We start from the raw sequence: 21910 nt of genomic DNA on the forward strand, positions 1-21910 counted from the left end.
CATTAGGAGAGTGCCGGGGTTACGGTGCCTCTAAACAGTGCCTATTTGCCAACTGTTCATATATTCAACTTGTGCGGGGGTAAGCGTGTCAATATGTACCCCTAGTGCTTCAAGTTTTAGTTGCGCTATGTGCTCGTCAATTGCTTCTGGAACATCGTAGACTTTCTTTTGCATATTTTTAGCTTGGTCTAATAAGTATTCGGCGCAAAGTGCATGATTGGCGAAGCTCATGTCCATAACATTAGCAGGATGTCCTTCTGCGCCCGATAAATTCACCAGCCTGCCCTCCGCCAAAAGAATAATGGTGCGGCCATCTGGCATAGTGTATTCATCTACAAGTGGCTTTAGTGTGGTTTTCTTTATGGCTTGTTCTTCTAGCCAAGGAATATTGATTTCGGAATTGAAATGTCCTGAATTACAAATGATTGCGCCATCTTTCATGTTTTCAAAACATACATCGTCTATAACATTTAGGTTGCCGGTTACGGTAATCCAGATATCAGCCACTTTTGCAGCCTGTTCGCGTGGCATTACTTCAAAGCCATCCATATACGCTTCTAGTGCTGCTGTGGCATCCACTTCGCATACAACAACTTTACACCCCATGCCTTTTGCGCGCATGGCAAGACCTTTTCCGCACCAACCATATCCGCTTACTACTAAAGTGCGACCTGCAAGCAGGCGGTTTGTAAGACGAATTACGCCATCTAGGGTAGATTGACCTGTGCCATAGCGATTATCGAAGAAATGCTTGGTTTTTGCATCGTTTACGGCAATTACGGGGTAGGCTAGTTCATTTGCTGCTGCCATAGCTGCCAAGCGTATAACGCCTGTGGTTGTTTCTTCTGTGCCACCAATAATGTTTTGAAGCGCTTCGCGGCGTTTTTCATGAATGCGCCCAACTACATCTCCGCCGTCATCCATTGTTATTTGCGGTTTGAAATCTATTACTGTGTCAATATGCTTGTAATACGTTTCGTTGTCTTCGCCGCATATTGCATATACCGATACTCCGTAGTCGCGTACAAGTGCGGCGGCGGTATCGTCTTGCGTAGAAAGTGGATTAGAAGCACAAAGACGCACATCTGCGCCACCCGCCACTAGTGTGCGCATCAAATTTGCTGTCTCTGTAGTTACGTGCAAGCAAGCTCCTATACGAACTCCCTCTAGCGGGCGTTCTTTTTCGAAGCGCTTGCGTATCAGCGCCAGTACTGGCATATCTCGGTCTGCCCATTCAATACGTGCGCGACCCGCATCTGCAAGTGTTATATCTTTTATATCGCAATCTCTCATTGCATTTCCTCTTCCGTGCTTTTACCTAAGTGCTGCAAGCATACATCAAACTTACAATTTCGACACATTTTCTATCTTTAGGGGATGTATCAGATTATAATTTAGCCGTTTATTTGTTTGAAGACTTTTATTTGCCGTTCGAAGTAAGGAGAAACGTGTTCGAACAACTTGCCGAGGCGATGGCACGGCTCTCGTTTGTCGATACGTTCAATTTTTGCGTTTTTGTCGCTTTTACATGCTGTTATACGTATCAGCTTTTTTATGTATTTGTTGTGCTTACTCGCCGTGCTCCAAAATGTGTGGCAAAGCGCAATCATAAGTTTGCCGTTTTAATTGCAGCTCGTAACGAATCTGCTGTAATAAAAGATTTAATTCAATCTATAAAACAGCAAAACTACCCATCGGAATTAATAGATATTTTTGTTATAGCCGATAATTGCACTGACGATACGGCGGCTATAGCGCAAAACGCAGGTGCTAATGTTTTTGAGCGTTTCAATACTGAAAAAGTGGGGAAGGGATACGCGCTAGACTACGGTCTGAAGTCTATTTGGTACGATTTTCCCGATGCAAAGCACGAAGCATATTTTGTTTTCGATGCCGACAATGTGCTTGATGCGAATTATTTTCGCGAGATGAATGCCACTTTTGATAGCGGCGCTAAAGCGTCTACCAGCTATCGCAATTCCAAGAATTTCGATTCGAATTGGATTTCTGCCGGTTATGGCACATGGTTTTTACGCGAGGCGAAATTCCTAAACCAAGCGCGTCTAACATTGAATACATCTTGCGCAGTTTCTGGTACCGGGTTTTTCATTTCAGCTGACATTCTTAAAGCAGCAGGCGGCTGGAAATGGCACCTGCTAACTGAAGATATAGAATTTTCGACTGATTCTATTATAGGCGGTGTGCGTATAGCGTATTGTCCTACTGCGGTTTTGTATGACGAACAGCCCACTACATTTCGCGATTCATGGAATCAGCGTTTCCGCTGGGCAAAAGGTTTTTATCAGGTGTTCGGTCGCTATTCGGGGCGCTTGGTTAAAGGTGTTTTCAAAAATCCGAAAGGGTATCGCTTTGCGTGCTATGACATGCTTATGACACTGGCTCCCGGTATGTTGTTGTCAATAATTACTGTAACGCTAAATGCCATAATACTTGTACTTGGCGTTACCGGCATAATGTCTACCGGCATAGCCGTTATGAGTTCGCTCTCTAGTATTTTCTTCTGTTTGTTCAACTACGTTATGATCATGTTTGTATTTGGCGTGCTTACAACTTTTGTAGAGTGGAACAGCATACGTGCCACCACCGCACGCAAAATTGGCAGCATGTTCACATTCCCTCTGTTTATGCTTACATACATTCCTATCGCGTTAGTTGCGCTAGTGAAAAAGGCAACATGGAAACCAATTAAACACACTATTTCGGTCGATGTGTCGGAATATTCGGAGCGCAGAATTTCCGCTTAGTGGTATTGGTTGCTCTAATCAAGTACGCGCCCAAATGCCAAAGCGTATATTTCTTTGTAGCCAGCACGGCGCAAACAGTCGGCGGCGGCGTATAGGGTAGATCCTGTTGTACATATGTCGTCAAATACGATAACTTTGCGGAAAGTGGGAGATGCGGGCGCAAGTTTAATGGCTGAAGACATGTTTGCGAATCTTTCTTTGCGCGATAAATTGCGTTGGTCAATCGATTTTGGTGGCATAAAAACTCCGACGCAGTCAAGCTTTGCAACGTTAGCCAGCGTGCATGCTAACTCTTGTGCATGATCGAATCCGCGTCGTTGGCGGGCTTTTATAGTGTCAGGTATATAGGTTATAACGCAATCATTTTTCCAGTCGGGTGATATATAGCGCGACGCTATGTTTGCTATGGTGTAGGCAAGGCGGCGCTCTCCCTTGTCTTTATATGTTTTAACTATGCGTTTCACTGCGTTGTCTGCCACCATTGCATATGCCATGTTGTTAAAAGGTACACTTTCTCTGTTTGCGCTAGCAAGCATTAACGGTGTGCATTCGGTGCATTGTGTTCTTCCGTATGGTGCTCCACATATTGGGCATGCCAGATATGTATCTATATACGGTAACTTTTTCAGGCAATGCTCGCATATAAGCATGCCCGGTGCGTCGCATATTGCACAACGTGTCGGCCATATAGTTTCTGTGGCTATATCCGCGGCTACATGCAGCGCATTTTTGAAAAATTCTATTGTATTAGTCATAGTTATTTCGAATTCTAGATATGAAATCTTGCATCTAGTACATAGTTTTGCGACATGTATTTATACGGAATTACAGTGAATATAATTACGTTTGCGTAATGAATTTGATACCAAATTCAACAAAATGCAAGTTCTATTGATATACATATCTTGCAAAAATCTTGCAGCTTGGTTTGGTGTGTATCTAATTCGCGCATTCAAACCGCGCTATAATTATCGAATATGCTTCCTTGGGTCTGTAGCTGCGGGATGTTCGCATCCTTAGTCCATGGCAGATGCGGTCGAAAGGATCCACGTAAAGCGGCTTTATAAGTCGCTGAGCATGGCGTATTCTAGAAGTAAGTCGCACCGCCCGTTGACTTTCCGCGATAAGGTGTCGCGGCGGGCGAGAGGTTCAAGCGGCAACGCGTAGACCCGGTGTGCGTGTGTGGGGTCAAAGGCTAGGTCAGCTGAGGAAGCTAATTGTTATGCGAGCAAACCTAAATAACAGGTGTTGCTGAAAGGAAGATGCATGAAACGTTTACGTGCTGCAATAGCTATATGCTTGGTAATCGTGATGGCTTTTGCACTTACGGGATGCCAACAGCAAGAATACAAACCCGAGCTTGGCTCTGCGCAGGTCCAGCCTCCTACTATTGGAGAAGATGGTGTTTTGCGCGTTGGTGTGAACACTAACAAGTCTCCGCTTGCCGGCATGGGTAACGACAAGATAATAGGTATCGATGTAGATATAGCGGCTGCTTTGGCTGACGAATTGGGTCTGAAGGTCAGCATTGTCGATGTTGGCAATAGTCCTGATGCTGCTCTAGAAGACGGCACTGTAGATATTGTTATGGGCATTGATAGTGCAGAGTCTCTTGAAGGTGTTTGGTTATCTTCTCAATATCTACCAACTGGTGTAGCGCTGTTTGCTTTGGAAGGCAGCAATGCTAAAGTTCCTACAGCTGATAGTAAGCCATCCATTGCTGCGCAGGTTTCCTCAAAAAGCGCATGGGCTGTTACCAATGCGTTTGGCGAAGAAGCTCTTTCTTCGGCAAATGATTTAACAAGTGCTGTTAACCAGCTCCAATCAGGTCAGGTTGACTACCTTGCATCTGATGCTGTTATAGGAATGTATGCCGCTAATCGTACAGGTGCTAATGTTGAGATAGTTGCTTTAATTGATAGTGCTAGTGGTTACTGCGTGGCTCTCTCTGAGTCTAATACCGAGCTACAAAAAACAATAACAGATTCGCTGCAAAACTTAATTTCTAACGGTACTGTGGGCGTTATAGAGCAAAAATGGTTAGGTGCTGAACTCGATTTGGATAGCGTGGCGCAGGCTGAAGTAAAGAAACAGCAGACAGATAATGCCGAAGAGCCAGCCGCAGGAGCAAACTCAAGTAGTTCATCTTCTAGCGCAAGTTCTTCTAGTTCATCAAGTTCTGCCGCTTAACTGTTCTTGCGAAAATTTTGTATTGTGCAGTTTTGAAATGGTAGCTGCGGATTGCGTAAACACTAAGAATTTATAACTTAAAGTGTCTGATCGGAGGCATTAAAGATGGTTGATCTGGGCGATCGTATAGCCGAATATGCACACAAGTCTGGTTTTCAGGTTGTAGAAAGCCAGAAAGTACACGAGATAGATGGTGTTGCGTATCGTATGGTGCATACAAAAAGCGGCGCCCAGCTTCTATTTTTGCAAAACGAAGACAACAATAAATCTTTTTCTATAACGTTCAAAACACCCGCCGCAGACGATACGGGCGTTTTCCACATACTGGAACATTCGGTATTGTGCGGATCTGACAAATTTCCAGTAAAAGAGCCATTTGTTGACTTACTCAAAGGCTCTATGCAAACTTTTTTGAACGCTATGACTTTTCCGGATAAAACGATGTATCCGGTTGCGTCCACCAACGATCAAGATTTGTTGAACTTGATGGATGTTTATATGGATGCAGTGTTTCATCCGCTTATATATAAGAAAAAGGCGATATTTGAACAAGAGGGTTGGCATTTTGAGCTATCCGACGCGCAGCCTGCGCAGCTGGAATATAACGGCGTTGTATTCAACGAAATGAAAGGTGCCCTGTCAGATCCAGATTCAGTTTTATACGACACTCTTTCCGCTGCATTATTTCCTGACACTACTTATAGATTCGAGTCGGGTGGAATTCCAGCAGCCATAGTTGATCTAACATACGAGGACTTTCTGGAAACTCATGCAAGGCATTATCGCCCCGATAATAGCTACATAATTTTATATGGCAACGTGGATATAGAACGAATACTTACATTTTTGGATCTTAATTATTTGTCTCCTTTATCAGAAGTTGAACGTAAGGTTTTAGCTCCGAATCCTATAGGCACTCAGAAGCCTGTAATTAATACTAATGTATTACGCCAGATGGTAACGTCGCCTGAAAACTCATGCGCGGCACTTGGTTTTGTTGCGGGGGATTTTTCGGATCGCGAACAGCTTATCGCCACAGATATTTTGGTTGATGCGCTGCTTGGCTCAAATGAAGCTCCTCTAAAGCGCGCTATATTGGATGCACAAATTGCCGATGATTGTATAGCTTACTTAGAAGATGGTATAGCTCAGCCATTTGTCATGTTGGAAATAAAGGGCTTGCGCGAGGGAGCGGTTGAGCGTTTTGGCAGCATCCTTCGCAAGAGCGCGCAGGCGTTGGCATCAGGTGGTTTAGACCACGAACTAATAGAAGCCTCGCTTTCGCATGCTGAATTTGTTATGCGTGAACATAATATGGGATACGCCGATGGTGTGGTTTATTCAATAGCCGTTATGTCTGGATGGTTATACGATGACGATATGGCGCTAGATAACATACGTTTTGAGGCTGCATTTGCCAGCTTGCGCGAAAAGCTAGAGCATGGGTATTTTGAAGAACTTATTTCGCGATTATTCTTAACAAACAATCATTATGCACAAGTGGAAATTGTGCCTGTTCAAGACAATGAAGACGATGTGCTGCGTGAGAAATTGCAAAAATACCAAGCAGCTATGGAAGATGATGGTTTGCAAGCTATCGCTAATAATGTAGCATCGCTTCGGCTGGCGCAGCAATCTTCCGATACGCCAGAGGCTCTATCTACGCTTCCGCGTCTCAATATTAGCCAGATAGGTATAGTGCCGCCAGAACCGAAATTTGAGCTGGATACCTCTACTTCTATTGCATGTTTGCGCCACCATATTCCGTCGCATGGCATAGCTTATTTCTATAGATATTTCCCTCTAGATGGAATAAGTTTTGACGAACTGCCTTACGTAGGGCTGCTCTCTATGCTGTTAGGAAAACTGGATACTAGTGCGCATACTGCTGCCGAAATAGATCTTTTGAGCCAAGCTAAGCTGGGCAACTTGAACTTTTTTGCAGAGGTTCACGAACACATAGCTGATAATAACTTTAGTGCAAAGTTTGTAGTTTTCACATCGGCATTGGCGCAGAATTGCTCGTATGCAGCCAGTATTGCTGATGAAGTAATGCTTCACACCAACTTTCACACATACGAAAAACTCCGCGATATTCTTATGCAGAAACGAGTGGCTATGGAGCAAGGTTTTGCCTCGGCGGGCAACGCTGTGGCATCGCGCAGAGCCGCATCTTATTATCTTCCAGCTGCATGCGTGCGCGAACAGTTTAGCGGAATAGATTTCTATCGTTTTCTGAAAGAACAAATAGAAAATTTTGAGGAAAATAAAGAAACACTGGCAAATAAATTGCATGAAATTGCTCGGCGTATATTTACCGGAAATAATTGTTTACTTTCATTTAATGGCGAAGATGCAGATCTTGATAATTTCCTGAACGCGCATAAAGAATTTGAAGCACAGTTTAGCGATGTGAATAGCGCATCTTCTGAGGCGCGTTTGCGGGTGCCCAATCTTGTAGATAAGCATGAAGCATTTATTGTTCCAAGCGATGTTTCGTATACAGCACTTGTGGCTGACCGTAGACAAGTTGGAGAATATTCAGGTGTTTGGTCTGTAATTTCCCGCGTGCTTACTTACGGTTATTTGTGGCAGGAAGTGCGCGTATTAGGAGGAGCATACGGAACAGGATTTAGTAGTACCATAACCGGCTTATCCAGTTTTACATCGTATCGCGACCCTCATCTTGATGAAACTGTGCAACGCTTTAAGGGTTGCGCTAGTTGGCTTGCTGAATTTGCTCCCAATGAAGAGGAATTTACTGGATTTATTGTAAGTTCTGTGGCGGGTATGGATGCGCCGCTTAAACCGCGAGAATTGATGCGCAGGCAAGACGGTATGTATTTCAGCGGATACACGCCAGAGTTGCGGGCGCGTTCGCGTTGTCAGATACTGGAGTGTACAGTTGAAGACATACGCGCCTTTTCAAGTGCTATGGAAAGGTTATGTCAATCTGGACATGTGTGCTCCGTTGGTAATCGAGACATACTTAAGTCCTCTAAATTGGAATTTGAACTAGTCGATCTTATTGGGTAATTTGGGGACTAGCTCCTTTTCGCTTATAATCTTTTCTCCCGGAAAGAGGCGAGGAATGGCTGATAAGGCAGATTTTAAACATATTAAAGTTACCAAAAGCGATGACGATATAGTTATAGTTGCGGGCGCAGTAAACGCCGATGCGAAAAACGTTAGCGACGCGCCTAGTAAAAATATTAGCAATGCGTCTAGTGCAAGCGCCAACGTAAGCGCCAATGATGTGCCTAGTGAAAAAAAGAAACCAACAGCTAAGCCGAAGAACAAGGAATATGAGCAAACTTCACTAGCCGATATTGAGCAATCTAAGATGCCGCTTACGCAGAAGATAATCATTGCACTAGCGGTAATAGCGATAATTGTGTTCGCAATCTGGTATGTGATATTTTGACTTAAAATGCAGCAGTATATGCAATACAAAAATGCAGTAGAGATGGATGGAAATTGTGGCTGAGCAAGAAGAAAAATATTTTACAGAACAAGAAGATGTAGAAGTAGAGACTCTAGACGAATTTGAAGAAGTCGTACAGGGCGGTACTTCTGCTGCCCTTAATACAGAAGAAAGCCAGCAAGAGGCGGAATCTCCAGCTGAAAAGAAAGGTCCAAAACGCGGCAAGCATTCAAAAGGTGAACCTGAGCCTCCTGAATATATAAAGCGTTCGCGAAGAATGCGCAAAATATTACTTGTAATAATAATTGCATTGGTTATTTTGATTGTAGCCGGCTGCGTTTTAACATACATGCTAGTCGATACCGCACGTAACGCCGCATCTCAACAGGCTCTTACCTCTATATCTGATGTCAACTCTTTAGAAGATGGCGATGAAGCTAAAGATGCATCTACATCTACGTCGAAGCGCACTACTGTTCCAGATTTAGTTTCGCTTTTGGGTATGAATCTTGATCAGGTAGTTGCAGAGCTGCAGCACGGTGCTCAAGTTAGCGGAATGACCGAGGTTAATGAGGAAGGTAATCCCGTCAAAATGCAAGTTAGCATTGCCTTGTCTGACGAGCCTGCCGATACTCGTTCTGGTACTCCTAGTGTTTACCTCGATTTGGACGAGGCGGGCAACGTAATAAAAGCAGGCTATTCAGTGGCTACGGCTTCTATTGGGTACGGCACACTTAGCTTTGCTGATGCTGTACAAAATGAACGAATAATAGAAAAGACTATAGAGGAAGCGGGGCTTACGGTTGCCAACCAAAGCGCCGTGCTTCCCGAGGATAAAATGGCATATTCAACATATGCTAGCGACGGCACAACGCTTACGCGCGAATACTGCGAATTTTCTGGCACTGGTAGTGCGGGGGGCGCAGAATATACATGGCAGGCTTCGCTTTCATATGATTACAATATGGCTAATGCTACAGGCAATCTTGCCGATACTATCCGTACTATATATGTATATGTCAGTGCTTAGGTCTTCAAGGAGTTACACATGTCTAAGGGTACATATTCTGTAACCACGCCTATCTATTATGTAAATGCAGCGCCACATCTTGGCACCGCTTATACAACTATAGCCGCCGATGTGGTTTCTCGTTATCAGCGTATGAATGGCTACGATGTTGCGTTTGTCACCGGAATGGACGAACACGGGCAAAAAGTAGCCGATACCGCTGCCGATCACGGAATGACACCGCTTGAGTGGTGCGATTCTATGGAGCCAGCATTTCGCGATGCATGGGATATGCTAGATATAACATATACCGATTTTGTGCGAACCACCGAGCCGCGCCAAGCGAAAAGCGTGCAACAGTTTTGGCAGAAGCTCTACGACGGTGGATATCTTTATAAGGGTTCGTATGACGGATGGTATTGTGTACACGAAGAAACGTATTACGCCGAAAGCGATTTAGAGAAAAACGATGAAGGCGAATTCGTTTGCCCAGATTGTAAGCGTCCTGTGCAGCGTGCCGGCGGAGAAGAGAATTGGTTTTTCAAGCTTAGTGAGTTTCAGCAGCCGTTGCTTGATTTGTATGAGAAGCGTCCAGAATTCATCCGTCCTGAAACACGTCGAAATGAAGTGGTTTCATTTGTTGCTGGCGGCTTGAAGGATTTATCTATATCTCGCTCTACTTTCGACTGGGGCGTTCCTCTTCCGTTTGATGATGGGCATGTTGCATACGTGTGGGCAGACGCGCTTATCGCATATATGACAGGTATAGGTTACGCAGATGACGCGCGCGCTGGCGAATTTGATAGTAGATGGCCTTTTCAGTATCACTTCGTTGGAAAGGATATAACACGTTTTCATTGTGTTATATGGCCCGCGATGCTTATGGCGGCGGGCTTACCTGTGGCTCATACCGTGTTTGGTCATGGTTTTCTTCTGACCAAGGGCGAGAAAATGTCGAAAAGCAAGGGCAATGCTTTGCGTCCGGCAGAACTTGTAGAGATATTTGGGGTAGATGCCTACAGATATTACTTTATGAGCGATGTGCAGTTTGGTGCTGACGGTTCCATATCTATAGAGCGTATGGTGCAGGTATACAATGCCGATCTTGCCAACACTTGGGGAAATTTGGTATCGCGCGTGGCAAACATGACAAAGAAATATTTTGATTCCGTTGTTCCTGCGCCCTGTGCAGATTCCCTAGATAATCCATTGCGCGAAATAGCAGATACTTTATACGCAAAATACGATGCTGCTATTTCAGATGTAGATTTTACAGCTGCGACGCAGGCGGTTCAAAAACTTGCGCATAGGGCAAACGAATACGTAGAGGAAAGTGCTCCATGGAGCTTGGCGAAAGACCCCAATAAAGCCGATCAGCTAGCATCTGTTATATACAACACGCTAGAGGCTATTCGAATAATAGCTTTGTTTATGCAGCCATTTATGCCAAACACATCTTCTGATGTGTGGCAGCGTATTGGCGCTGGAGATATTGCGGGTATAACAGATATAGAAACGGCATCAAAGTGGGGTGGACTTAAGGCTGGCTCTCAAGTTCAAGTAGGGGATCCTCTATTTCCGCGCTTAGATGCTGATAAGATTGGCGAAGTAGAGGAATAGTTTATGGACGACATCTCTAATGAAGAGCCGGAGTTCATAGACGAATATTTTCGCAAGAAACCGAAAAAGCACGGGCGTGAGTGGAAGGTGGTTGATGCACCGTATCTTTTTGCGCCCGTAGCAGATACGCATGCGCATTTAGATATGCTTCGAAACCCCGCTCTTGCGTTGGCTAGAGCCGGTGTGCACAATGTTCAGTTTGTAGAGGCGATGGTAGACCCGCTTGGAAGTGAGGGCGAAATAACCTTTAGCGACCTTGATGGTTGGATACAGCAAGCCCAGCTATATATCAGGCAAATGTCTACCCGCATATGCGGTCAGGGTTGGCACAGTGTTCCTCGTGTTCGTATATCTGTAGGCGTGCATCCGCATGTTGCAAAAGACTGGTGCAGTGCTGCGCGCGCTAATATCTTGACTAAGTTATGCGATAAGCGCGTAAGTGCTGTGGGAGAAATAGGGCTCGATTATCACTACGACTATTCTCCGCGCGATGTGCAGCGCAGCGTGTTTGCAGAGCAAGTTCAAATAGCAAATGAGGCGCACCTGCCAGTAATATTGCACGTGCGTGAAGCTTTTGACGATGCTTATTCCATCATGCAAGAAATTGGATGGGCTAGTGCAGGTACGCTGCTGCATTGCTATACATCCGATGCGCAAGAAATTGTTCGTTGGGTAGAAGCGGGCTGCTATGTGGCATTTGGTGGTGCTTTCACATTTAAAAAACTTGATCAAATACGTCAGGCTGCAAAATTGGTCCCAAGCGATAAGCTGCTTTTAGAAACTGATGCGCCATTTATGACACCTGAACCATTTCGCGGTATAGAATGTGAGCCGGCTCATACAATTTGGACTGCCGAGCGTGTTATGGAAGAGGTAATTCCCAATTCTACCGATGTGCAGCGCCGCGAATTACTGGAAAGAATTTTTGAGAACTCTACGGATTTGCTTGATAGAGAACCTACCGAATGGCAAAGGGGCAGTATATGCACCGCACAATTATAGTTGGCTCTCCACGTTCTGACGGGCGATGCGCACATTTGGCTCAAGAGATATTTGATGCTTGTATAGATGAATGCCCCGAAGACGGTGTGTCTTTGGTATCGGTTTCCAGTATCGATGTATCTGGGTGTATGGGCTGCGATGGTTGCAAGCAGACGCTTTCAAAAGATTCCGCTTCGGTTCCTGCGTTTCCTGAAAAAGGAGATCCGCTAGAGCCGCAAGAGCGCATACGCAAAAGCGACTCCCAGCGTCATGTTTGCGTAATAGCTGACGATATGCCAGAAGTGCGTAAACATTTAGATGCAGCTGATGAACTTATAGTTGTATCTCCTGTTTATTTTGCAAGTGCGCCAGCACAACTAAAAGCATTATTAGACAGACTGCAACCGTATTATTGGTCGGGGGTTCGCAGGCAAACTGCAAAACGTCCACTAACATTGCACGTTGTTGGAGAAGGCGGAGATCCGCATGGTGTAGAACCGCTTATTGGGTGCATTCGTTCAGCGTTTTCTGTGGCTGGTTTTAAGTTGTGTGAAGTGCTTGATTGGCGTGGCAAAATTGATGAGCAAGGCAATGTTTTAGAAGATGCACAAGAATATGAAATCTAAAGTGTCTTCGTTGGCATCTCCGTCAGCAACGACGGATGTGCTAAGGCGTTTTGCGCTTTCGCCAAAGAAACAATTTGGGCAAAATTTTCTTATTAATGATGCTATAGTGCGAAAAATTTTACACTTGGCTGAAGTTTGCCAGAGTGACGACATAATAGAAATTGGTCCCGGTATAGGTACGCTAACATGCGCTTTAGCGGCTAATGCACATTCGGTTATATCTGTTGAACGCGATGCCGATTTACTAGATGTTCTTGGCTACACCATGAATGATGCGAAAAACTTCCATTTAATTATGTGCGATGCACTAAATGTTAAAGCAGATGCAATATCTGATGCCGTTGCACACTTGTCAACTTTTGATACTGATTGCAAATTGCCGTCTAAGCTGGTGGCTAATCTTCCGTATGCTGTGGCAGCTACAGTGGTGCTTCGCTTTTTTGAAGAGTTTTCTTTTATAAAGAGCGCTACTGTAATGGTTCAGCGGGAGGTGGCAAATCGAATGCAAGCGCGTCCTGCCACGAAGGAATATGGCGCTTACACAGTGAAATTGTCGCTATTTGCGAAACCTAATGGAAGCTTTTCGGTTTCTGCTGGTAATTTTTTGCCTGCACCTCGTGTTGAAAGCACCGTTATACGATTAGACAGATTCTCGCCGAAAGACGAAAGCGGCAAGCCGTTTTCTGCAAATGTTATAGCTGCTGCGGCTGATATGGCTGATGCAGCATTTTTTGCGCGCCGAAAGACCATAGCAAATTCCACTACGGCGTATTTTCGCGCTAATGGAGCAAGTGCGATAGCGCAAAAGGTACCAGAAATTCTAGAAGCTGCACATATTGACCCGCGCCGTCGCGGTGAGACACTTGCGCAAGATGAATTTCTAGCTTTGGGCAAAATAATTGCGCTTAATGTATCTGAACAAGGTGTGTAATAAACATTTGTTCGGTACATACTTTTCCCCTATGAGTTAGAATGTTCAAGAAAAACAACGCGTATAACATGTATGCAGCAAAAGGGTGATTAACGTGACTGATAACGAATCGAGCATACCAAGGCGCGAAGATGATTCGCAAAGCTTTACAAAAGATTATTTAGACCGCGCTAAGGCTGCGTGTGATGCAGGCGATGCGGTATTGGGTATGTATCTTTATATGGCAGCATTTGAAGAGGCGGCCTGCGGAGAAGGCGCTCCTAGCGAAGATGCTTTGACCGGTTTGAAAGAAGCATGGGCATTGGCTTGCACTCACAAAGAACGTTCTTTAGCCGAATATATTTTCGAGCGTTTAGAGCCTTATCTTTCAGCTGAAGAAATTACCATTTGCGCTGAAGCCTTGCATGGTTTGGCGTTAGATAAGCTGGAAGAATTTGGGCTTTCTCGCGAAGATTTGGAAGACATGGCGCACGCCATAACTGAAGATTTATTAGATGGGGAAGAGCCTATCATCCATATTGAGCGCATTGCAGAGGATCGTATTCCTCGAAATTCAACTGCGCTTTCTGCAGTTTCCGATACTTCGGATAAGAAATCAAAAACAAAAATCATATTGGCTGGTGCGGCAAATATTGCAAAAAATAAGCCAGCTAGTTCTAATGAAGAGACGCTAGATTATTCCAATATTGCTGGTTATATTAATGCTATAGGTGCCATGCGCGATTTGGGCATAGGTATGCGCAACGACCCAGACTTCAAAAGTCTGCTAGACATGCTTAATAGCTTGCATGGTTTGCCTAAGAAACCTGCGCTAGATACTATTCTATTTAGATCGCCTGCTCGCGAAGATGTAAACAGCTTTATGATGGCTACACTAGGCGAATTGAATATGCCTACTGTTCATATGCGCATGGAAGAGAGCTATCAAGGCTTACCGCTTCTATGCGTAAGCGCTCGTGCTGTAGATATTCCGAATAACGGCTCTCTTCATGATATTTTTCAGAAGGGTGGCGTGCTGGTACTAGAAGACCTAGATTTTTGGGCATCTCCGGTAACTGACGAGGGCGACGATGGAAATGCCTTTTTTATGATGCAGCTAACACGTGGGGCGCGCGAAGCGGTTAACCTGATTCGTTTTGCCGTTGAAAGTCCAGATGTATACGTTATAGCTACCTGCACCGATATCGATGGTATAGATAGCTTCTTCATGGAGCTTTTAGAACCCATGTCTCTTGTGGATATAGATTTACCTACAGCTGAAGAGCGCATTCAGATATGGGATTATATCGCCGAGAAGCACCCGTCGATTAGAGGTATTAATCGCGCCGATCTTGTCAGGTTGTCCTCAAATATGTCGCGTATTGATATTTATGCGGCGGCTAGGGAAGCTGTTGAAGATGCTTACAAGGCAGGGCTTATGCTGCGAAGGTATCAGCCGGTTACGCGCGAGAACATTTTCGACAAGATAGCAGCGTATCAGCCGCTTGAGTCTAGCGAGTACGCAGAGTTAGAAGACGAAGTAATTCGCGACTTTCGTCGCGACCTCGGGCATATTGATGACATACTAGATTAAACGCCGCTTGTTCGCTTTGCTAATTAGCGAAGCGAACGGGCTGGTTAAATTACAGGGTATGACCCCAATACCTTAACTTCGCGCAATTTCAGTCGTAAGCAAGAAAGCGCTGTTTGTACATCTAGGTCGATGTCTTTGCCGGAAAATTCCATGAAAAACATGTAGTCGCCAAACTGCTGTTTAAGTGGTCGTGATTGAAGCATGGTTATATTAATGCCAGCATAGGCAAATTCGGACAGTATCATATTCAGGGCACCAGCTTTGTCTTCGCGCAAGAAAAGAGCCAATGTGGTTTTGTATGTTTTGCCGACAAGTTGCGCTGCGGAACCCGGGCGACCTATTAAGGCAAATGCAGTTTGGTTGCCCAGATGATCTTCTATGTCCCTTGCAGCAACAACGCATCCGTGCAGCTTGGCGGCATACTCGTTTGCGATTCCTGCTATGGTTGCATCGGTTGCTGCTAAGCGCGCGCTTTCGGCAGTAGAAGGCATAATCATAGTTTCGCGGCTTGGAAGATGCTCGTTCAAATAGCGCCTGCATTGCGCAAGACCCTGTGGGTGTGAAGCCACCGTGCGTATATTATCTATAGAAGCATCTTTTGCAGTAACCAGACAGTGATGTATGTCAATTACCGTTTCAGCCAAAATGACCGCAGATGAGCGAAATGCGAAATTGTCAAGCGTAGCGGTTACAGGACCTTCTAGTGAGTTTTCTTTGCCTACAACACCAAAGCCTGCACGTCCGCGATCTACGCAATTGAAGACATCGTCAAATGAGGTGCACTCTATAAGTTCAGGGTTATCTATTCCTAAAGATGCTGCAAAAACATCAGCCGCCTCGTGTGTATATGTGCCGCGAGGACCTAGAAATGCTATTGTCTCATTCAACTCTGACATGCCATCTCCTTCAAACAATAAGACCAGCATTGTATGCTCAAAATAGACGGCTAAATAGTTTAGCGCAAAAGCGCGGCGCGTTTATAAAGTGATCTGTTTGGCTGTTTATCATGGCGGGAATAATCAATGTTACACATTAATACATCTGTAACATTTTCGGGCATTTACACCGCGATTTCAACCTAATTGGTGGCTGCCGCGTGCAGGTTAAAGCGAAAATAAGCAAAATGGTAACAGTTGTAAAAAGACGAGGGCACCCAAGGGAGGTGTTACACATGGTAGATCAGGCCACGACTACGGACGCATTTGGCGTGCTGGAGTCACGTGGGGTTAGCCGCCGCAGCTTTATGAAGCTTTGCGCTGGCGTTGCTGCCGCGGCAGGTTTGTCGCAGCTGGCTATTCCGCGTGTTGCCGAAGCGCTAGAAAAGTCTGTGATTGGAGCCACGTCTGGTGACTTATATCCGGTTATTTGGATTGAAGGCGCATCGTGTACGGGATGTACGGAATCGTTTGCTCAGATCGAGACACCCGATGTGGCGTCGATAGTTCTTGATGTAATATCACTGAACTATTCTGAGACTCTATCCGCGGCTGCCGGGTATTCCATGGAGGAAGCAAAAGCGCAGACTATTGAAGCTGGCAACTACGTATTAGTGTACGAAGGCGCGGTTTTAGAGGGATGGAATGGCAATGCGCTGCGCGTAGCAGGAGAGACTGGCAACGAGGCGCTTATACACGCTGCGGCATCCGCGAATGCGGTCATGGCTGTTGGCTCATGTGCAGTAAACGGCGGTTGGTGTGCTGCTTATCCCAACCCATCGAAAGCTATGGGCGTGCAGCAATTCTTAAAGAAGGAAGGCATCAATACTCCAGTTATTAATGTCCCCGGTTGTCCCGTTAATCCCGAGTGGATAATGCAGGTTCTGGTGGATGTTGTGATGCTGGAAGATCCGTCACTGGTTAAGCTGAACAGTTTCAACGAGCCAGCTGATCTATTCGATCAGACCATTCATGACAATTGCCCCCGCCGCGGTCATTTTGAAAATGGCGAATTTGTTTACAAGTTCGGCAGTAAGGAAGAAGCACTTGGTTATTGCTTGTATCCTCTAGGATGTCGCGGTCCGCAAACAAAGTCTCAATGCCCTGTAACACTGTGGAACAATCGTCGTTCTTGGTGTGTTCAGGCTGGCGCTCCTTGTATTGGATGCTGCGAGGCTAATCCGAACGATCCGGGCGACAACTGGGTACAGGTAAATACTCCGTTCTATCAGCGTTTCCGCGACTTGCGTGTTGGCGATTTCAAATTCCAACCCGAGCCTGCTGCATGGATTCTTACCGGTATCGTGGCGCTTGCGCTTGTGTGCCATGGTTTCGGCATGAAGAAGACTGGACGTATGGACGGTGGCGCACCGTTTGAGGCTATCCGTAAATGGGATAAGGCGCATCCAGAGCAATCAATTGGCACATATGCCGATCCGAATGAAGGCGGTCCTGTTATCAGTTCTGAACTGACTCAAGAGAATACGCATCATGCAGCGCCTTCGGCAGAAGCTATGGCTGCTGATATAGAAAATACAGCGGGAGGTGAGGCGAAATGACGCGTTCGATCATTGATCCCATAACCCGTATTGAGGGCCATCTGCGCGTCGAGATGGAAGTTAACGACGGCGTTGTATCTGATGCTTGGGTATCGGGTGGCTGCTTCCGCGGTATGGAGCTTGTTGTACAGAATCGCACCCCTGAGGATGCGGCTCAAATCGTACAGCGCATCTGCGGCGTTTGCCCGGTTTCGCACTCGCATGCATCGTCTATTGCGGCTGAGAAAGCCTACGGAATTACCATTTCTAACAATGCGCGTATCATCCGCAATCTTATTGAGGGTGCGCAGTTCCTGCATTCTCACATTCTGTGGTTCTATAACCTTTGCGCTTTAGACTATGTAAATCCTCTGAATGCTCTGAAGGCTGATGTGGCTTCTACATACGATCTTGCGCAAGAGGTTGGCACGTCGATAAACACCGACTTCAAGCTGCTGAAAGAAAAGCTAGAGCGCTTTGCTGCTAATGGTCAGTTGTCAATTTTCTCTGGCAACTGGTTTGACTGCGACAATGGCGAGGGCTACAAGCTTCCTCCCGAGGTTGACCTGATCTGCACTTCTCACTATCTTGAGGCGCTGAAGATGCAGGCTCGCGCCAGCGAGATAGCAGCTCTAATCGGTGGCAAGATGCCTCATGTTATGACTATCGTACCCGGCGGTACTGCGTTTGTTCCCACCGAGGCGAAGCTTGACGATCTGTGGGCAATGGCAAACGAGATTTATAACTGGGTATCTACAACCATGATTCAAGATACTCTGGCTTTAGCACCGTTCTATCCTGAGGTTCTGAAATTTGGCAAGGGCTGCGGTCGCTATATTGCTTGGGGTGTTTTTGAGGGTCCGGAATGGCCCTATGGTGGCGACTATACCGAACAAATGGTTAACCGCTATCTGCCCATGGGCGTGTTAGATGAGAAGCTTAATATTTCCAATGTGGAAGAATCGCTTATCACTGAATATATGGGTCACTCTTGGTACGTGGGCGATTCTACCCACGAGTCACCCTATTTCGTGACAGAGCCTGAATTCTCTGAGTACAACGTTGAAGATCGCTACACTTGGGTGAAGTGCCCGGCATACGACGGCAAGCCGATGGAAGCTGGCGGTTTCGCTCGTATATTGGCTGCTTACAAGCGCGGTGTACCTTTCATCGTAGAAAATGTAGACAAGATGTTAGTGGCGCTTGGTGCAAAGCCCGGTCAACTAACCGCTCTGCAGTCTACACTTGGTCGTACCGCTACTCGCCAAATTGAGACTCTCTACATTGCGGGTCTTATGAAAGAGTGGACGTTAGAACTTATGGAAGCCATTAAGGGTGGCGATTCTGAGTACTTCCGCGAGCCTGTTACCACTACAGGTGAGGGTACGGGTTTCTGGGAAGCTCCGCGTGGTGCTCTCTATCACTCAGAGAAGGTTACTAACCGCAACGTAGATGGCTATCAGATTATTATTCCGTCTACTTGGAATTTGGCACCGGCGAACGCTGAGGGCGTACATGGTCCGATGGAGCAGGCACTTATTGGCAACCCAGTGGAAGACATTGATATGCCGATTAACGCCCTGCGTACCGTTCATAGCTTCGACCCATGCACCGCTTGTGCTGTGCATATCACCGAGCCGAAGACGGGCAAAACATTCAAGACTGTAACAAGTCCTTGGGGGGTGAAGTAAATGGCGCATTTAGCACATTACCGTGAAGCACACCCTATGGTCTTCGTGGTTACTCACTGGATCAATCTTGTATGCATGATTCTGCTTATTCTTACAGGCTTTATCATTCATTATCCGTTTATTGCTGCCATTATGGGAATTTGCCGTGGCGTGCATGTATTCTGCGGCTTCGTGCTGTTCCTTAATTGCGTGTTCCGTGTAATTGCGGCATTCATTGTGAAAACATCACCTACGGGTGGCACCCGCAAACAAGACACCGACTATAAGTCTTGGCTGCCACAAAAAGACAATCGTCATCAGGCACTTGAGTGGGTTAAGTATTATCTGTTCCTGCGCAAAGATCATCCGCTAGGAGCTAAGCTGGGCGTTCCGCAGAAGCTTTCTTATCTGCTAATTCCCATACTTATCGTGCTTATGTTCTGGACAGGTCTTTGCCTGTGGGGCGTAACGATGAATCTTCCTGCAATGGCTGCTACCACCACATTGGTCGGCGGCGCTATGAGCATGCGTATCATTCATTACTATGGCATGTTTGTGTTCATCATCTTCATGTTCATACATATTTACTTGGCAAATGTTGAGAGCACGGCTCCGACCAAGCTAATGTTCTTCCATAAAGAGCATGGTGGCTTGGTGTACGACCCCGATCTACACAACATTGTTGGTGAAGATTTGAACCCGCATAGCGACACACCTAAGGCTAAGCGCGGTCCAATTGATGATTCTCATCATGTGACACGTACTGCATCCTAAAAAGCAGAAAAACGTATGTATAATGCGGCGACCCGCTCTAGGGTCGCCGTTTTCATATAACGTGCTATATTACAATTGTGAACGGCTCAAGATAAGGAGATGTGCATTGGCAGAACTTACCGAAGAGCAAATTGCTAAGGAAGAAAAGTTTTTAAAAGGGCTGCCTAGACTGAATATCGGGGCGCTTTTGTTAGCTCCTATATGGGGACCAGCGCATGGGTTTTGGGTGACTATTCTGTACTATCCGGCATGGCTTTTTGTAGACAATTTGCTTTTTGCTACTTATCTTGACCCAACGCCATTATCTATTGTGGCATCTGTTAGTGCAGTGTTAGCTATTTTGGTTATAACGGTTGTCTTTTCCATAATTAGCCAGCCAATAGCGGCGCACAGAGCTGAAGAGCAGGGCAAAAGTAGGGAAACGTATTTAAGACAACAGCGCTATTGGGCTATAGGATGTGCTATTGGCGCTGTAGTGGCAATAGCGTTAGCTAGTGTTTATAACCTAACTATAAGAACTGAAGTGTAAATGGATCAACAAAATGAAAATGCCTTATCCTCTGAAGAAGAGGTTTCTGGTGTGCTAAGCGAAGAACGCATAGCAGTTTTTTGTGTAGGAAATAGGCTGATGCTAGATGATGGGATAGGACCCGCCGTTTTTGACGAACTTGCTTCTTATGAATTTCCCAAAAATGTAGAACTTTTAGACGTGGGATGTATGAGCCTTTCTATGGTTGGTTATGTGGAAAGTTGCGATTATATTATCACTGTTGATGCGGTGGACGGAACAGGACAGCCTGCAGGAACCATTTTTGAATTTGAGCCCGAGGATATGGCACGACATACTGGAGCTATGGCTTCTCTGCACGATTTGAAATTGGTTGATTTGTTTGATGCCGCACAATTGATGGGCTATACAGCTGAGGGGCGCTGTTTTGGAATGCAGGTGGAGAATAGAAGCCCCGAATTTGTCACGGAAGGTCTTACTCCTGCCGTCTTTGATAACCTGCCATTGTTGGTTGATACGGTTTTGGCTAATTTGGTGCACAGGGGCGTAGAAGTGCGCTATATAGAAACAGGCGAGCTAATCAGACCCGGCTGGCATCACTGTATTCAAAAGTTTAATGATGAATAGCGAAGTTTAGCACAATACTTCATTCAGAAGCTGCGCAGTTTTCACTTCGCTTTACGCTATATTTCGTTTTAAGATACGGTATTGCATGTGCAGCTAGGGCAGAGGTCAACTAGGAAACACTCGCAGCACTTCGGGCGTTTGGCGGTGCAGATTTCGCGACCGAATAGTACCCATTGGTGATTAATCGGCTTCCACATATCGCGAGGGTACAGCTTCAATAGTGCCTGTTCTGTTTTTAGCGGGTCATCGTCTTTAGGAACAAGTTTCAGCCTGTGCGCTATTCGGTTTACATGAGTGTCTACCGCAATACCTTCCACAATGCCAAAGCCTTCGTTCAGTACAATATTGGCAGTTTTTCGCCCTACACCGGGCAGCTTTTGCAGTTCGTTCATATCGCGGGGTACATCTCCTGCGTAATCAGAAATTATCATTTGCGCAATTTTTATAGCACGCGGTGCTTTTGTGCGATATAGCCCAATGGTCGAAATAATTTCCATCACATCGGATGGGTTGGCTTGCGCAAGATCGGCTATTGTGGGATAACGCTGCCATAGCGCAGGCGTAACTTTATTCACGCCTACATCGGTTGTCTGTGCCGAAAGCATTACTGCAATGGTTAGCCTAAACGGGTCGCCATCATAATTTAAGGCGCATTCAGCGGCGGGGTAGTGTTCGCACATTCTCTGCTCTATTTCTATAGCACGTTCGCGTTTTTTAGACATTTTTTCGCGTGGCATTA

Annotated in this window: 19 protein-coding genes; 15 read left to right on the plus strand and 4 right to left on the minus strand. The window is 45.7% G+C overall.

All coding sequences use genetic code 11. The features are described 5' to 3' along the window. Positions 1-30: 30 nt before the first annotated feature. Positions 31-1293 (minus strand): adenosylhomocysteinase, encoded by a 1263-nt coding sequence (ahcY, locus tag G7Y46_RS01060; RefSeq protein WP_165251787.1) that lies wholly within the window; start codon positions 1291-1293, stop codon positions 31-33. A gap of 155 nt (positions 1294-1448) precedes the next feature. On the opposite strand from ahcY, the gene G7Y46_RS01065 reads away from it, so the two are divergent. Beyond that, positions 1449-2765, plus strand: a complete 1317-nt coding sequence (locus tag G7Y46_RS01065; protein WP_241156991.1) for a glycosyltransferase family 2 protein — start codon at positions 1449-1451, stop codon at positions 2763-2765. 14 nt (positions 2766-2779) lie between these two features. On the opposite strand, the gene G7Y46_RS01070 is transcribed toward G7Y46_RS01065, so the two are convergent. Then, on the minus strand, positions 2780-3520 hold the full coding sequence (locus G7Y46_RS01070) for a phosphoribosyltransferase family protein (RefSeq protein WP_165251789.1): 741 nt from the start codon (positions 3518-3520) through the stop codon (positions 2780-2782). 511 nt (positions 3521-4031) lie between these two features. Between G7Y46_RS01070 and G7Y46_RS01075 the strand changes: the two genes are divergently transcribed. The 9 genes from G7Y46_RS01075 (at position 4032) to G7Y46_RS01115 (ending at position 15119) form a co-directional block, all read left to right on the plus strand. Next, the gene (locus tag G7Y46_RS01075; protein ID WP_165251791.1) at positions 4032-4955 is read left to right on the plus strand and encodes a transporter substrate-binding domain-containing protein; all 924 of its coding nucleotides are present in this window, start codon (positions 4032-4034) and stop codon (positions 4953-4955) included. Between the two features lie 105 nt (positions 4956-5060). Then, positions 5061-7991, plus strand: coding sequence for an insulinase family protein (locus G7Y46_RS01080; protein WP_165251793.1), 2931 nt, complete (start codon positions 5061-5063; stop codon positions 7989-7991). Between the two features lie 55 nt (positions 7992-8046). Further along, complete coding sequence (locus G7Y46_RS01085) at positions 8047-8379, plus strand: hypothetical protein (RefSeq protein WP_165251795.1); 333 nt, start codon at positions 8047-8049, stop codon at positions 8377-8379. 55 nt (positions 8380-8434) lie between these two features. Then, positions 8435-9409: a histone-lysine N-methyltransferase gene (locus G7Y46_RS01090; RefSeq protein ID WP_165251797.1), complete on the plus strand. Its 975-nt coding sequence runs from the start codon at positions 8435-8437 to the stop codon at positions 9407-9409. A gap of 18 nt (positions 9410-9427) precedes the next feature. Then, the gene (gene metG, locus G7Y46_RS01095; protein ID WP_165251799.1) at positions 9428-11008 is read left to right on the plus strand and encodes a methionine--tRNA ligase; all 1581 of its coding nucleotides are present in this window, start codon (positions 9428-9430) and stop codon (positions 11006-11008) included. A gap of 3 nt (positions 11009-11011) precedes the next feature. Beyond that, the gene (locus G7Y46_RS01100; protein WP_165251801.1) at positions 11012-12010 is read left to right on the plus strand and encodes a TatD family hydrolase; all 999 of its coding nucleotides are present in this window, start codon (positions 11012-11014) and stop codon (positions 12008-12010) included. Continuing rightward, a complete protein-coding gene (locus tag G7Y46_RS01105; RefSeq protein WP_165251803.1) occupies positions 11992-12615 on the plus strand; it encodes a flavodoxin family protein in 624 nt (207 codons plus the stop codon). The genes G7Y46_RS01100 and G7Y46_RS01105 overlap by 19 nt, the downstream gene beginning before the upstream one ends. After that, positions 12605-13546 (plus strand): 16S rRNA (adenine(1518)-N(6)/adenine(1519)-N(6))-dimethyltransferase RsmA, encoded by a 942-nt coding sequence (gene rsmA / locus G7Y46_RS01110; RefSeq protein ID WP_165251805.1) that lies wholly within the window; start codon positions 12605-12607, stop codon positions 13544-13546. Before G7Y46_RS01105 ends, rsmA begins: the two co-directional genes overlap by 11 nt. Before the next feature lie 94 nt (positions 13547-13640). Further along, positions 13641-15119, plus strand: a complete 1479-nt coding sequence (locus G7Y46_RS01115) for a ribonucleotide reductase subunit alpha (RefSeq protein ID WP_165060387.1) — start codon at positions 13641-13643, stop codon at positions 15117-15119. Between the two features lie 44 nt (positions 15120-15163). On the opposite strand, the gene pheA is transcribed toward G7Y46_RS01115, so the two are convergent. Then, positions 15164-16015: a prephenate dehydratase gene (gene pheA, locus G7Y46_RS01120; protein ID WP_165251807.1), complete on the minus strand. Its 852-nt coding sequence runs from the start codon at positions 16013-16015 to the stop codon at positions 15164-15166. A 275-nt stretch (positions 16016-16290) separates the two neighbouring features. Here pheA and G7Y46_RS01125 point away from each other — a divergent pair, with 275 nt between their 5' ends. The 5 genes from G7Y46_RS01125 (at position 16291) to G7Y46_RS01145 (ending at position 21171) form a co-directional block, all read left to right on the plus strand. Then, entirely contained in the window at positions 16291-17613 is a 1323-nt protein-coding gene (locus G7Y46_RS01125; protein ID WP_165251809.1) for a hydrogenase small subunit, read from the plus strand. Beyond that, positions 17610-19283: a nickel-dependent hydrogenase large subunit gene (locus tag G7Y46_RS01130; RefSeq protein WP_165060378.1), complete on the plus strand. Its 1674-nt coding sequence runs from the start codon at positions 17610-17612 to the stop codon at positions 19281-19283. Before G7Y46_RS01125 ends, G7Y46_RS01130 begins: the two co-directional genes overlap by 4 nt. Next, positions 19284-20036 (plus strand): cytochrome b/b6 domain-containing protein, encoded by a 753-nt coding sequence (locus G7Y46_RS01135; protein WP_165060375.1) that lies wholly within the window; start codon positions 19284-19286, stop codon positions 20034-20036. It begins immediately after the preceding gene. A 106-nt stretch (positions 20037-20142) separates the two neighbouring features. Further along, on the plus strand, positions 20143-20565 hold the full coding sequence (locus tag G7Y46_RS01140; RefSeq protein WP_165060372.1) for a viscotoxin-A3: 423 nt from the start codon (positions 20143-20145) through the stop codon (positions 20563-20565). Continuing rightward, positions 20566-21171 (plus strand): hydrogenase maturation protease, encoded by a 606-nt coding sequence (locus G7Y46_RS01145; protein ID WP_206214152.1) that lies wholly within the window; start codon positions 20566-20568, stop codon positions 21169-21171. A gap of 68 nt (positions 21172-21239) precedes the next feature. On the opposite strand, the gene nth is transcribed toward G7Y46_RS01145, so the two are convergent. Beyond that, positions 21240-21908 (minus strand): endonuclease III, encoded by a 669-nt coding sequence (nth, locus tag G7Y46_RS01150; RefSeq protein ID WP_165251811.1) that lies wholly within the window; start codon positions 21906-21908, stop codon positions 21240-21242. Positions 21909-21910: the final 2 nt, after the last annotated feature.

It is taken from the genome of Adlercreutzia sp. ZJ304, assembly GCF_011039075.1.
GTDB lineage: Bacteria > Actinomycetota > Coriobacteriia > Coriobacteriales > Eggerthellaceae > Adlercreutzia_A.